A 12,677-nucleotide genomic window follows, 5' to 3' on the forward strand; every position below is an offset into this window, starting at 1 on the left:
TCCGGCATGTCCGGAGCCATTTGCATCGTCGCCAGAAGGAACCTCACGTGATTCGTAACCTGTTCAACGAGAAACATGTCCGTTACGCCGCTTGAATATTACGCACTATTTGATGAACTGGTCAGTAATGAGATAAAATCGCGCTGAATTACAACGACTCGGGCGGGAATAGAACTTCATGAGCCATATGACGGGGTTGGGAAGGGCGTGCGTATTGTTCGCCCTGGCGGGAGGCATGCAGGGCGCATATGCGCAAAGTCTGGCGGACAGCGGTTCGCCGGCCGTACAGCAGGCATCGGCGACGGTGGCGGCGATTCCGGTGATCGATTCGCAGACGTCGCTGCAGCCGCAGGCGGGCGAGTCCACGGGGCCGAGCACGGTCGACGACTTGCAGCGCCAGATCCAGGCGCACTCGCTGACGGAAATGCGCACGAGCTACAACGGCAGCTACGGCGCGAGCCTGCTGTTCAACGTGAAGGATGGTGCATACTTCGTCGCGCTGTTCCAGCAGAAGGCGTTCTGGCGTGTCATCAAGACTTACGACGAAACGCGTGCGGAAGCGATCTATCGCGATTTCTCGCGCCAGGCGGAGCGGCTGGCCGTGAACGAACTGCGGGCGGCGAAGCTGGAATCGCAGAAGGCGCAAATGGACAAGCAGATCGAAGTCACGCAGGATCGCGCGCGGCGTCTGCAGGCCGATATCTCGATCGCGCGCCAGCAGCAGGCGGCGGTCGCGGATCGCCAGAGGAGCGTACGCAACGAGACGGCCGCATTGCAGGCGCAGCAGGCCGAGCTTCAGTCGCAACTGCGTGCGTTGCAGCAGCAGGTGCGTTCGTTGCAGCGTGAGGCCGATGCGGGCCTGCCGACGACGGCACGCTGAACCCGGCAGCGGTGCGGCGACATGCCGCGCGGCAGCACAAGTAAAAAGGGCAAGCCGGTTGGCTTGCCCTTTTGCTTTACTGGCCGTCCGGCACGATTCGCCGGCGGCGCGTCACGATGACCGGCCCGCTGCCGCCGCGGGAATCCGACGACGAGGCGTTGCCGGATGCGTCGCCGGTGTCGCGCGGTGCGCCGTAGCTTTCGCGCGGTTCGCGAGGTTCGCGCGGGGCACCGTAGCCTTCGCGCGGCTCACGCGAGCCGTAACCCTCGCGCGGTTCGCGCGAGCCATAGCCTTCACGCGGTTCGCGGGAGCCGTAGCCGCCGTCGCCGCGCGATTCACGCGGGCCGCCGTGCGAGCCGTACGGGCTGTGACCGCCGCCTTCACGGCCGCCGGGGCGCCCGCCGGTGCGCGGCCCGCGGGGGCCGCTGCCGCCCGGGCGCGAGCCGCCCGTGTCGAGCTGGATCGTGGAAATCGCGCGCTTGTAGATGCCTTGCAGACCCACGGGGGTGCGCAGCATCACCAGGTACTGGTCGAACGACTCGATACACCCCGTCAGACGAATACCGTTGACGAGATAGATTTCAACGCGCTTACGTTCCTTGCGCGCCGAATTGATGAAGTCGTTTTGCGGATGGGATTCTGCGGGATTGGCCATTGAGGTGCGGCAGGAGCCTGCGTCAGAGAATATGTTGTGCGTGTGTGTGGCGTGTTCGTCCACAAGCCGTTTCGCGGAATTCTACCCTGTTCGATCGGGGAGCGCGAAGTCGTGATTGTGTCGAACCGTAACCCACTATAGACGTTCCAGCGCATTTTCGCGATTCGGCCAAACGGCAAATGCCATTTCGTTACGCCGCGTTACGACTCTCGCAAGGCCGTATCACCTTGGTTCGCGCGCCACGTTTACTTTAGTCGCGCGAGCCGGGCGGGCCGGTATATCAGGGATTCAGAACATGAACAAGAGGCAATGGGCAGGGTGGGTCGGGAGCGTGGCGTTGCTGGCTTCCGGCAGTGCGATGGCGGGGCATGTCGACCTGTCGGTCGGCATCGGCGTACCGGTCGCGCCGGTCTATGTCGAGCCGGCGCCGGTCTATGTGGCGCCGCAGCCGGCCGTGGTCGCCTATCCGGGCTATGGATACGGCTACGACGGCGATGACGACGACGATCGCTATCGCAAGTGGCGCAAGCACTATTACAAGCATTGGCACCGGCACCACGGCGACGATGATGACGATTGAGCCCGGGATCCACCCCGCCGGCGCGCATCAGAACGCGTAGTCGGGGTTTTTCGGGTCGAATGCGGTGTCGTCGAGCGTCGCCGGCGCGATTTTCTCGATGACGATCCGCTCGAAGATCCTGCCGTCGTTGTCATACGACTCGACGGTCCGGAAATAGGGCGCGTGCAGGTCGAGCCCGAGGACTTCCTTCTTCGCGTAGAACTGCGGCCGGCCGGTCGGTGTTTCGTAGGTGAGCGTAACGACGCGCACGCCGTTGATCGTTCTGGCTTCCACATCGGTCGGCCGCTGCACGCCGGCTTCCAGATATTTCTTCCCTTCGGTCAGGTACAGGTTCGTGATGAATTCGGTGCCGAGATCCTTCACCTGGTGATTCGACTGGGCGCGCGCGAGTGCGCCGTCGATGGCCGTCCACAGCGGAATCTTGCCGAGCAGGCCGCCGAGGTGGCCGTACATCTCGTCCTTGCGCTGCGTCGTGTCGTAGATGGTCTCCTGTCCGGCATGCGCGCCGCCCGGCAGCCATTTCGCATAGACGCGCAGCGGCTCGCGGGTGGTCTTCACGAGCATGCGGTCGGGCGTATCGGACCATTTTCCGCTGATGCGTTCCTGGCGCACCATCGTGAACTGGTAGGACGGATAGCCGTTGGGACCGTTACGGATATAGAGCGGCACGGCGAGCGGATCGAGTGCCTTGAAGAGCGCCGTGAGCGTCGCGTCATCGAGTTGCGCGAGCGTGCCGCGCTGCGCGGCCGTGCCGCGCTGCGCGGCCGTGCGCAGCCAGCGTGCCTGCTGCGCGACCGGCTCGCGTACGACTTTCGCGAGATCGGCCGGCAGGGCGATCTCCTGCGCCGCGCTCACGGCGCTGGCCGCTTCCTGCGCATGCAGGCCACTCTGGGCGAGCGACAGCATGCACACGACTGCCACGGCGGCGGCATGCCGCGCGTGGCGCTTCTTTCCTTCGTTCATCGACGGCGTCTCCCGGGGCGATGGATCGTTCAGCCTTGCTTCGCGGCCTTGATTTTGGCGAGTTCCTCGTCGCGCAACGCACGGCGCAGGATCTTGCCGACGTTCGTCTGCGGCAGCGCGTCGCGGAACTCGACGAATTTCGGCATCTTGTAGCCGGTCAGGTTCTTGCGGCAGTGTGCGAGCACGTCGTCGACCGTCAGCGACGGGTCGCGGCGCACGACGAACACCTTGATCCGTTCACCCTGTACCTCGTCAGGAATGCCGATCGCCGCGGCCTCGCTGATGCCCGGGTGCATCACCAGCACTTCCTCGATCTCGTTCGGATACACGTTGAAGCCCGACACGAGGATCATGTCCTTCTTGCGGTCGATCAGGCGGATGAAGCCGCGTTCGTCCATCACGCCGATGTCGCCGGTGCCGAGCCAGCCGTCGTCGTCGATCACCTTGGCCGTCTCGTCGGGGCGCTGCCAGTAGCCGCGCATCACCTGCGGGCCACGCACGCACAGCTCGCCCGGTTCGCCGACGGGCGCCCAGGTGCCGTCCTCGCGGCGAAAGCGCACGAGGGTGGACGGCGCGGGCAGGCCGATCGAACCGCTGAACGCGGCCATGTCGTTCAGGTCCACGGGGTTCATCGTGACGATCGGCGAGCACTCGGTCAGGCCGTAGCCCTCGACGACCGGCCGGCCCGTCACCTGCTGGAAGCGCTCGGCGACCGCGCGCTGCATCGCCATCCCGCCGGCCATCGCGAGCTTCAGCTTCGAGAAATCGCGCTTGCGGAATTCCTCGTTGTCGAGGAACGCGTTGTACAGCGTGTTGATGCCGGTGATCCCGGTGAACGTCTCGTTGCGAATGATCTTCATCACCATCGTCATGTCGCGCGGGTTCGCGATCAGGATGTTGCGCCCGCCGAGCCCCATGAAGATGAAGGCGTTCACCGTCAGCGAATAGATGTGATACAGCGGCAGCGGCGTGAGCACGGTTTCGACGTCGCCCGAGACCTGGTCGGCGATCCAGGCCTTCGCCTGCAGCAGGTTCGCGATCAGGTTGCCGTGCGTGAGCATCGCGCCTTTCGCGACGCCGGTCGTGCCGCCCGTGTATTGCAGGAACGCGAGGTCGTCGCGCGTGATCGGTACCGGCTGAGGCTTGCCGCGCGCACCGAGCGCGAGGGCGGAGCGCAACCGGATGGCCTGCGGCAGGTGGTAGGCCGGCACGAGCTTCTTCACGTGCTTCAGCACGAAATTGATCAGGCGTCCTTTCGCATTGAAGCCGTCGGCGAGCAGGTCGCCGAGCGCGGTGACGACGATGTTCTTCACCTGCGTTTCCGGCAGCGCGTCCTGCAGCGTGCGCGCGAAGTTCTCGAACACGACGATCGTTTGCGCGCCGCTGTCCTTCAGTTGGTGTGCGAGTTCGCGCACGGTGTAGAGCGGATTGACGTTGACGACGATCGCGCCGGCCTTCAGCGTGCCGAACAGCGCGACCGGGTACTGGAACGTGTTCGGCAGCATGATCGCGACGCGATCGCCGGGCTGGATGCCGATGCTTTGCAGGTACGACGCGAACGCGTCGACCTTCTGCGCGAGCGTGCGATAGGTCATCGATGCACCCGCGCTCACGTAGGCGACGCGCTCGACGAAGCGGCTCGTGCATTCGTCGAAGAACTGCACGAGCGACGCGTATTGCGTGACGTCGATGTCGTGCGGGACGCCGGGCGGGTATGACGCGTACCAGATGCCGTCGGTATTCGGCGGAACCTGGGCCGCTGCGGTTGCTGCGGAAGATGACATGACGAGTCTCCGGTCTTTGCTCTTGGCGAGGGTGGGCGCTTCGGCGCCGGCCCGTGCCCCGTGCCGCACGGTCGATCGACGGGGCGCCTCGACGCCCCGCACGACCGCGCGTTTCAATCAAATCGTGAACAGGACGCCGCGCGTGGCCTCGCGCGCTCAGTTCGTGGAATGCAGCGTCGCCGTATCGACGGGGCGCGTACCCGACTGCGGCAGCCCGAACGCTTCGCTGGCCCCCGCATCGTCGAGCACGGCCGCGAAGATCGACAGTTGCGCGCTGTCGGGCATCGGCGCTTTCAGCGCGGCGACGATCAGCGACGATAGTCGCGCGATCATCTGCACGTCGTTCATCGTGCGGCCTTGTGAAAACTCGTCGATCAGGCTTTCCGTTTCGGCGCCCGCGAGCGCGCCGGACAGCGCGCCGATCGCGAAGTGCAGCCGCCAGCCGAGCTCCGTGCGCGGCAGGTGGGGCAACGCGCGCTGGAACGCGTCGAAGAAGCGGCCCGCGACACTCGCATAGTGCGCGGTCAGAAAGTTGCGCACGAACGGCGACGGATCGGTGTACGCACGGCCGATCAGGCGCAGGAAGCCGGGCCCGCCGCGTTCGGGATTGCGCGAGGCCTTCAGCGCGGGAATGAACATCGCGCCGAGCACGTGCTCGCAGGTGATGTGCGTGCCGAGTTGTGCATCGAAGCGGTCGAGGATGCCGAGGCGCTCCTGGTTGAGCTGGTCGAGCCGGCGCGACAACATCGCGTGGATCAGCGCTTCCTTGCTGCCGAAGTGGTAGTTGACCGCGGCGAGGTTGACCGCCGCACGCGAGGTGATCTGCCGCATCGACATCGCCTCGAAGCCATGCTCGATGAACAGGTCCTCGGCCGCATCGAGGATGCGCGCCTTCGTCCCGCCGGTCTGCCGCGTGCCGGATGACCGTGCCCCGGACGGCCGTCCCGCGGATGGCCGCCCCTCCTGACTTACTGCCATGTCCCGCCTCCCATGCCGGTCGCCCGGCCGCGAACTGGTGATTTGTTTGTCTGATTCAAACAGTCGTTTTTATTAAGATAAAAAATCGCGGACCGAGCGGGCAAGCGGGGAATCTGGACAAATTCCTCTAGTTCGATGTGCGAATGCGGAAAGTATCGCGCGTGCCCTCGACAGGACGGGGCATGCGCGATGATGCGGTGCGGCAATGCGCGGGTTCAGGTGACCGTGCTACGTGTATTGACCGATTGCGTCATGTCGATGCCGCGCCGCTCGCGGCTGAACTGGATCAGCACGGCGATCACGACGGCGACGATGCCGGCCACGAGCGCGAGCGCGAAGCTGTAATTGTTGTTGTGCGAAACGGCGAGCGAGGCCTGCATCGTCGCGTTGCCCGACGCGAGCAGGTTGCCGAGCTGGTAGACGACGCCGGGGAAGGTCGCGCGGATCTCGTCGGGCGAGATCTCGTTCAGGTGGACCGGGATCACGCCCCACGCACCCTGCACCGAGATCTGCATCAGGAACGCCCCCGCGGCGAGGGCAACCGGGCCGCTCGAGAACGCCCACAGCGGCAGCACGGGCAGGGCGATCAACGCAGCGATGAAGATGGCGCGACGGCGGCCGATCCGTTCCGAGATCGCGCCGAACGACAGGCCGCCGACGATGGCGCCGATGTTCAGCACGATCGTGATCCACGACACGGTATGCGGATCGAAGTGATGCTGTTCGCGCAGGAACGTCGGATAGAGATCCTGCGTGCCGTGCGAGAAGAAGTTGAATGCGGTCATCAGCACGATCGCGTAGATCGTGAGTTTCCAGTTCTGCTTCAGCGTGGTGCCAAGGCTCGGGCGCGGGCGCTTTTCCATCTGCTTCCATGCCGGCGATTCGGGCACGTGCGAGCGCACGTACAGCACGAGCAGCGCGGGCAGCACGCCGACCATGAACATGCCGCGCCAGCCGATGTACTGGTAGAACAGGCCGAACACGACGGACGCAAGCAGGTAGCCGCTCGGATAGCCGGCCTGCAGCAGTCCCGACACGAAGCCGCGCGCATGGGTCGGCACGGTTTCCATCGTCAGTGCGGAGCCGACACCCCATTCGCCGCCCATCGCGACGCCGAACAACGCGCGCAGCACGAGCAGCGCGGTCAGGCTCGGCGCGAAACCCGATGCGAGTTCGAGCAGCGAGTAGCAGGCGATGTTGACCATCAGCGTCGGGCGACGGCCGAAACGATCGGCGAGCCGGCCGAAGATCAGTGCGCCGAGCGGGCGCATCGCGAGCGTCAGGGTGAGCGCGAACGCGACGGCAGGAATCGTCGACCCGAATTCGGCGGCGATGTCCTTCAGCACGAAGACCATCAGGAAGAAATCGAACGCATCGAGTGTCCAGCCGAGGTAGGCGGCGATCGTGACGTTGCGTTGTTCGCGGGTCCAGCTCATGTCCGAGGTCTCCTCGTTGGCTTGCGCGCTCACGTTGTGCATGCGGATGCCGGCCCGGCTTGCGCGTGGTGCGGGGGCATTGATCGAGTGTAGGCCGCGGCGTCGGACGATGTGGGGCGCGATAACGTTGAATCGGGAATAATCCCTAGGAAATGAACTGTTTCGGAAACGGCAATGCCGTCGCACGAAGCCGGCGACAGGCATCTGTATCATTCCGGAAGGCTGTTTGTATCTGTTTTGTAATGCGCCCGGTGCGCATCGTCACCGAATCAGGAGTCCCGATGACCGAACGTCCCGCCGCCACGCTGCCCGTGCTCGAGACTGCCCGGCTGTGGCTGCGTCCGCGTGTGCTGGCCGATCTCGACGCGTGCCTCGCGATGGATCGCGATCCCGAGGTCACGCGGCACATCGCGGGCCCGTGGCACGATCCCGTCGAGCATCGGCGCTTCGTCACGCACCGGATCACGTGTAACTATCCGCCGGGCCTCGGCTACTGGTCGATCTTCGAGAAGGCCGCGCCCGATGCATTCGTCGGCTGGATCCTGCTGATTCCCGACTACGTGGACGGTGCGCACGACGTCGAGATCGGCTGGCGGTTGCTGCGTGCGACATGGGGGCGCGGCATCGCGAGCGAAGCCGCGGCAGCCGTCGTGCGTCACGCGTTCGACACCGTGCGCCTGCCGCGCGTGATCGCCGATATTGCCGAGGCCAACAGCGGCTCGCTGAATGTCGCGCGCAAGCTCGGGATGCGTCGCGTGAGCGTCGTGCACGATAGCATTCCTTACATTCGACATCGTCTCGAGCGCAACGATCTGCGCGCGTAGCGCGGCGCCGTGCGAGGGCGGGGCGTCGGGCGGTTGTCAGAGATCGTCAACCGGACGCGTATCGAGGTCATGACGTATTAACGGCTCGCGCGATCAGGAGTATCGTTGCCGGAATTTCGCAACATGGGGTACGACCATGGCTCTCGGCAACGATGTTCACCTGATTCCCGTCAAGCTTGAAGACCTGCGTCCCACGCAGATGACGGTCGGCTATCGCGAAGTCAAGGCGAAGCGCAAGCACTGGAAGGCGCTCAGCAAGCGCGCGCGCAAGGCCGCGATCGATTCGCACTGGTTCCCGGCGGTGCTCGGCCCCGACGGGCTGCACTACATCACCGATCACCACCACCTCGGCCTCGCGCTGATCGAGGAAGGCGAGGCACGCGTGAACGCGATGCTGCTGAAGGATCTGTCATGGCTCGACGACACGATCTTCTGGCGGATGATGGAACACAACCAGTGGGTGCATCCGTTCGGCGCGGACGGCACGCGCCGCGACTACGCGAATCTGCCGAAGGCGCTGACGGGGCTCGTGGACGATCCGTACCGCAGCCTTGCCGGCGAACTGCGTACGGCGGGCGGCTATGCGAAGGATGCGACGCCGTTCAGCGAATTCCTGTGGGCCGACTACCTGCGCCAGCACGTGTCGCTCGACCAGATCCGCAAGAACTTCGCGAAGGCGCTCGACATCGCACTGCATCGCGCGCATGAGCAGGATGCACGCTATCTGCCCGGCTGGTCGGGCGTCATCGCCGTCAAGCCCTGACCGCCTCATGACGACCGCCCCGATCCGTCCCGATGCCGGCCCGCAGCATGCCGACCATTTCGCCGCGCTCGACACGGCCTCGCCGCCGCCCACGCGACGCATCGGCCTCGATGCGCTGGCCGGCCTGTCGATCGCGGGGCTGCTGATTCCCGAGGCGGTTGCGTATGCGGGGCTGGCGAACCTGCCGCCGCAGGCCGGTCTCATCGCGTTGCTGTCGGGGCTCGTCGTCTATGCGCTCACCGGCAGCAGCCGCTTCGCGATCGTGTCGTCGACGTCGTCGTCGGCCGCCGTGCTCGCGGCGACCGTGCTCGCGGAGTCGGGGGTGGCGCTCGCCGCGCAGCTCGCACTCGCGGCGGCGCTCGTCGCGATGACGGGTGTGCTGTTCATCCTGGCCGGTGCCGCGCGGCTCGGCGGCATGTCGGACTTCGTCGCACGGCCGGTGTTGCGCGGCTTCACGTTCGGCCTCGCGCTGACGATCGTCATCAAGCAGTTGCCGAAGATCCTCGCGATCTCCGTGCAGCACAGCGATGCGCCGCATGTCGCGCTCGACCTGATCACCGGCGCGCCGCATGCGAATCTCGCGAGCGTCGTACTCGGGGCGATCGCACTGGCGTTGCTGTTCGCGCTCGGGCGGAGCTCACGCGTGCCCGCGACGCTCGTCGTGATCGTGCTGTCGATCGCAGTCGGCTATGCGATCGAGTGGCAGCGATACGGGATCGCGATCGTCGGCCATATCGATTTCAAGCATATCGAGTTCGGCCTGCCGGCCCTCGACCGCAACGCGTGGATGCAGACCATCGAGCTTGCGTTCGCGCTGATGCTGATCCTGTACGCGGAATCGTACGGGTCGATCCGCAACTTCGCGCTGAAGCACGGCGACAGCGTGTCGCCGAACCGCGACCTCGTCGCGCTCGGCTGCGCGAACCTCGCGTCGGGCCTGCTGCACGGGATGCCGGTCGGCGCCGGCTATTCGGCGACCTCGGCGAACGAAGCGGCCGGCGCGCAGTCGCGCTTTGCCGGCCTGTGGGCGGCGGGCGTGGTCGCGCTGATCGTCTGGCTGCTGCTGCCGCAGCTCGCGCGCACGCCGGAGCCCGTGCTCGCGGCGATCGTGATCTTCGCGGTCAGCCACTCGCTGCATCCGTCGGTATTCCGGCCGTACTGGGCCTGGCATCGCGACCGGCTCGTGGTGATCGCCGCGCTGCTCGCGGTGCTCGTGCTCGGCGTGCTGCACGGGTTGCTCGCGGCCATCGGCGTGAGCCTGCTGCTGACGCTGCGCAAGCTGTCCGAGCCGAACGTCAGCGTGCTCGGCAGGCTGCGCGACAGTCACGATTTCGTCGACGTGGCGAGCCATGCCGATGCGAAGCCGGTGCCGGGCGTGCTGATCGTGCGGCCCGAGGCGCAACTGTTCTTCGCGAATGCGGACCGGATGCTGAACCGCGTGCGTGCGCTGATGAAGGCCGCGCCGGACGCGCATACCGTGATGCTGAGCCTCGAGGAAACGCCGGATGTCGACAGCACGACGATCGAATCGTTGCGCACGTTCGCGGCCGAATGCACGGCGCGCGGGTTGCGGCTCGCGATCGTGCGGCTCAAGGTGCACGCGCTGCACGCGTTGCGCCGCGCGGCCGACGATACGCTGCACGACGATGAAATGTCCGAACTGAGCGTCGACGAGAGCCTGCAACTGCTGCAAGCCCGGATGCCGCCGGACGGCAGCGACGGCACGACCGCCGCGTGACGGGGCGGCGCGCCGGCGCGCGCTATGGCGAAACCACGGCGTCGGCGGAGCGATCGATCATGGCGGTCACTTCGGCCGCCGTCGGCGCATAGGCGCCTGCATGCGCACAGGCGACCGCCGCGCACGCGGCTGCGTAGCGCAGATGTTCGGCGGCTGATGCATCGGGACGCGCGAGCTGGCTCGCGAGCCAGCCGCCGATGCTCGCATCGCCGCAGCCGACGGTGTCGGCCACGTCGGTCGGGAACGCGGGCTGGAACAGCACGATGTCACGATGCAAGAGCTGCATGCCGGATGCGCCGCGCGTGACGAGCATCGCGGCGTCCGGCGCCCACGTGCGCAGTTGCGCGAGTGCGGCGGCTTCATCGAGTTCGGGAAACAGCCCGCGCAGATCCTCGTCGGATACCTTGATCCAGTCGGCGAGCCCGGCCAGCCGGCGCAGTGTGTCGCGATACGACGGCGCGGCCATCGGTGCGCGGAAGTTCGGGTCGAACGAGATCCGCTTGCCGGCCGCCCGCGCAGCCTGCGCCACGTCGATCAGGCGCGACGCCAGCGGCTCGCGCACGACGCCGAGCGAACCGACGTGCACGATCTCGGCGGCGTCGAGTGCGCCGGCGGGCAGGTCCGCCGGATCGAACGCGAGATCGGCGCTGTTCTCGCCGATGAAGAAGTAGTGGGGCGGCTGCTTCGACACGACCATCGCGAGCAGCGGCGCGCGATCGACCTGCCGGATGAAGCGCAGGTCGAGCCCCGCGTCGGCGCTCTTGCGCATCAGCTCGTCACCGAAGGTGTCGCGACTGACCGTGCCGGCGAAGGCCGTCGGCACGCCGAGTCGCGCACCGACGCGCGCGACGTTCCAGCATGAGCCGCCGGCGACGCTATGCCAGTGCTGTGCGTCGTCGCGGATGAAATCGGTCAATGCTTCGCCGAATACGATCAGGCGGGGAAACGTCGTCGTCATGTCGAAACCTTGTGCCGCGGCGGGGTGCGCGGCGATGCAGCGATTGATCTGAAACGGCGGGCAGTGCGGGCCGTCGCACGCTGCGACGTGGCCCGGCACTGCCCGGTCGTGCGGACGGGGGGGCGCGATCAGCGCGGGGCGCTCCAGCCCTTGTAGCTCTTCACGTTGTCGCGCGTGATGAGCGTCGGCTCGATCAGGATCATCGGATTGGCTGGCTTCTGGCCGTTCATGATGCCGTAGCCGACGTTGACGGCCTGCTGCGCCATCGCCCAAGGGTCCTGGCTCGACGACGCCTGCACGAGCGTATTCGACTTGAGCGCGACCTCGATATCGGGCGCACCGTCGACCGACGTGATCACGATGTTCGGGCGGTTCAGCTGTTTCGCGGCGAGATCGCTGCCGATCGCCTGCGGGTCGTTGATCGTGAACACCGCGTCGAGCTTCGGAAAGCGCGTCAGGTAGCCCTGCATCGCATTCATCCCGCCTTCACGCGAGCCCTTGCCGTCCTGGTCGCTCGACAGCACCTTGATGCCGGCGCTTTTCGCGAGCACGGTCTTGCAGCCGTTGACGCGATCGATCACGGCCGACACCTGCGGGCCGTTCTCGATGATCACGTTGCCCTTGCCGTTGAGTTTCTTCGCGATGTAGTCGCAAGCCAGCTCGCCGGCCTTCACGTTGTTGGTCTGCACGGTCGCGTTCGCGCCGGCCGCCGCGACGTCGACCGCGACGACCGTGATGCCGGCCGCCTGCGCCTTCTTCACCGCCGGCTCGATCGCCTTCGGATCGGTTGCGTTGAGCAGGATCATGTCGACGTGCGCGGAGATGAAGTTGTCGATCTGCGTGAACTGCTTGTTCAGGTCGTAGTCGGCCGACACGGCCGTGACTTTCGCATTCGGGTTGAGCTGCTTGGCGCGCGCCTCGGCGCCCTTGACGATCGTGACGAAGTACGGGTTGCCGAGCGACCCGACCGTGACGCCGATCGATTTGAGCGGTTTGTCGGCCGCGTGCGCGGCGGAAGCGCCGAAGGCGAGTGCGCAGGCGACGGCGGTCAGGGCGGCTTTGTGCTTGAACATGTCGTGGTGTCTCCGTGAAGTTGCTTGGCGGGCGGGCGCAGGGAT

12 protein-coding genes are annotated in these 12,677 nt (G+C 66.2%); 5 read left to right on the top strand and 7 right to left on the bottom strand.

Features of this window, described 5'->3' with window-relative positions; translation table 11 throughout:
• The first annotated feature begins 178 nt into the window (after positions 1-178).
• Complete coding sequence (locus CFB82_RS08420) at positions 179-880, top strand: DUF2968 domain-containing protein (RefSeq protein ID WP_089483901.1); 702 nt, start codon at positions 179-181, stop codon at positions 878-880.
• A 76-nt stretch (positions 881-956) separates the two neighbouring features.
• Here the strand turns inward: CFB82_RS08420 and hfq are convergent, their stop codons facing one another.
• Entirely contained in the window at positions 957-1,535 is a 579-nt protein-coding gene (hfq, locus tag CFB82_RS08425) for an RNA chaperone Hfq (protein WP_069247846.1), read from the bottom strand.
• A 295-nt stretch (positions 1,536-1,830) separates the two neighbouring features.
• Here hfq and CFB82_RS08430 point away from each other — a divergent pair, with 295 nt between their 5' ends.
• The gene (locus CFB82_RS08430) at positions 1,831-2,115 is read left to right on the top strand and encodes a hypothetical protein (protein ID WP_069247847.1); all 285 of its coding nucleotides are present in this window, start codon (positions 1,831-1,833) and stop codon (positions 2,113-2,115) included.
• Positions 2,116-2,142: 27 nt separating this feature from the next.
• Here the strand turns inward: CFB82_RS08430 and CFB82_RS08435 are convergent, their stop codons facing one another.
• The 4 genes from CFB82_RS08435 to CFB82_RS08450 all read right to left on the bottom strand — a co-directional run bounded on the left by CFB82_RS08435 (position 2,143) and on the right by CFB82_RS08450 (position 7,276).
• Positions 2,143-3,078, bottom strand: coding sequence for a DUF1571 domain-containing protein (locus tag CFB82_RS08435; RefSeq protein ID WP_089483902.1), 936 nt, complete (start codon positions 3,076-3,078; stop codon positions 2,143-2,145).
• Between the two features lie 29 nt (positions 3,079-3,107).
• On the bottom strand, positions 3,108-4,862 hold the full coding sequence (locus tag CFB82_RS08440; RefSeq protein WP_089483903.1) for an AMP-binding protein: 1,755 nt from the start codon (positions 4,860-4,862) through the stop codon (positions 3,108-3,110).
• A gap of 156 nt (positions 4,863-5,018) precedes the next feature.
• A complete protein-coding gene (locus CFB82_RS08445; RefSeq protein ID WP_069247850.1) occupies positions 5,019-5,840 on the bottom strand; it encodes a TetR/AcrR family transcriptional regulator in 822 nt (273 codons plus the stop codon).
• 215 nt (positions 5,841-6,055) lie between these two features.
• Positions 6,056-7,276, bottom strand: a complete 1,221-nt coding sequence (locus tag CFB82_RS08450; protein ID WP_089483904.1) for an MFS transporter — start codon at positions 7,274-7,276, stop codon at positions 6,056-6,058.
• 281 nt (positions 7,277-7,557) lie between these two features.
• On the opposite strand from CFB82_RS08450, the gene CFB82_RS08455 reads away from it, so the two are divergent.
• The 3 genes from CFB82_RS08455 (at position 7,558) to CFB82_RS08465 (ending at position 10,601) form a co-directional block, all read left to right on the top strand.
• Positions 7,558-8,100, top strand: a complete 543-nt coding sequence (locus tag CFB82_RS08455; RefSeq protein ID WP_089483905.1) for a GNAT family N-acetyltransferase — start codon at positions 7,558-7,560, stop codon at positions 8,098-8,100.
• A 136-nt stretch (positions 8,101-8,236) separates the two neighbouring features.
• On the top strand, positions 8,237-8,863 hold the full coding sequence (locus CFB82_RS08460) for a ParB-like protein (RefSeq protein WP_089483906.1): 627 nt from the start codon (positions 8,237-8,239) through the stop codon (positions 8,861-8,863).
• Positions 8,864-8,870: 7 nt separating this feature from the next.
• Complete coding sequence (locus tag CFB82_RS08465) at positions 8,871-10,601, top strand: SulP family inorganic anion transporter (protein ID WP_089483907.1); 1,731 nt, start codon at positions 8,871-8,873, stop codon at positions 10,599-10,601.
• A 22-nt stretch (positions 10,602-10,623) separates the two neighbouring features.
• Here the strand turns inward: CFB82_RS08465 and CFB82_RS08470 are convergent, their stop codons facing one another.
• Positions 10,624-11,559, bottom strand: coding sequence for a carbohydrate kinase family protein (locus CFB82_RS08470; RefSeq protein ID WP_089446066.1), 936 nt, complete (start codon positions 11,557-11,559; stop codon positions 10,624-10,626).
• A 128-nt stretch (positions 11,560-11,687) separates the two neighbouring features.
• Positions 11,688-12,632 carry an ABC transporter substrate-binding protein gene (locus CFB82_RS08475; RefSeq protein WP_069247853.1) on the bottom strand — a complete coding sequence of 315 codons (945 nt, stop codon included), beginning with the start codon at positions 12,630-12,632 and terminating at the stop codon, positions 11,688-11,690.
• Positions 12,633-12,677 lie beyond the last annotated feature (45 nt).

The sequence above is a fragment of the Burkholderia sp. HI2714 genome, assembly GCF_002223085.1.
GTDB lineage: Bacteria > Pseudomonadota > Gammaproteobacteria > Burkholderiales > Burkholderiaceae > Burkholderia > Burkholderia lata_D.

Bases quoted from the DNA above. Each gene is read 5' to 3' on its own strand.
- CFB82_RS08435 (WP_089483902.1), bottom strand. From the start codon at position 3,078: ATGAACGAAGGAAAGAAGCGCCACGCGCGGCATGCCGCCGCCGTGGCA.
- CFB82_RS08475 (WP_069247853.1), bottom strand. From the start codon at position 12,632: ATGTTCAAGCACAAAGCCGCCCTGACCGCCGTCGCCTGCGCACTCGCC.
- CFB82_RS08455 (WP_089483905.1), top strand. From the start codon at position 7,558: ATGACCGAACGTCCCGCCGCCACGCTGCCCGTGCTCGAGACTGCCCGG.
- CFB82_RS08445 (WP_069247850.1), bottom strand. From the start codon at position 5,840: ATGGCAGTAAGTCAGGAGGGGCGGCCATCCGCGGGACGGCCGTCCGGG.
- CFB82_RS08460 (WP_089483906.1), top strand. From the start codon at position 8,237: ATGGCTCTCGGCAACGATGTTCACCTGATTCCCGTCAAGCTTGAAGAC.
- CFB82_RS08440 (WP_089483903.1), bottom strand. From the start codon at position 4,862: ATGTCATCTTCCGCAGCAACCGCAGCGGCCCAGGTTCCGCCGAATACC.
- CFB82_RS08430 (WP_069247847.1), top strand. From the start codon at position 1,831: ATGAACAAGAGGCAATGGGCAGGGTGGGTCGGGAGCGTGGCGTTGCTG.
- hfq (WP_069247846.1), bottom strand. From the start codon at position 1,535: ATGGCCAATCCCGCAGAATCCCATCCGCAAAACGACTTCATCAATTCG.
- CFB82_RS08450 (WP_089483904.1), bottom strand. From the start codon at position 7,276: ATGAGCTGGACCCGCGAACAACGCAACGTCACGATCGCCGCCTACCTC.
- CFB82_RS08420 (WP_089483901.1), top strand. From the start codon at position 179: ATGAGCCATATGACGGGGTTGGGAAGGGCGTGCGTATTGTTCGCCCTG.
- CFB82_RS08470 (WP_089446066.1), bottom strand. From the start codon at position 11,559: ATGACGACGACGTTTCCCCGCCTGATCGTATTCGGCGAAGCATTGACC.
- CFB82_RS08465 (WP_089483907.1), top strand. From the start codon at position 8,871: ATGACGACCGCCCCGATCCGTCCCGATGCCGGCCCGCAGCATGCCGAC.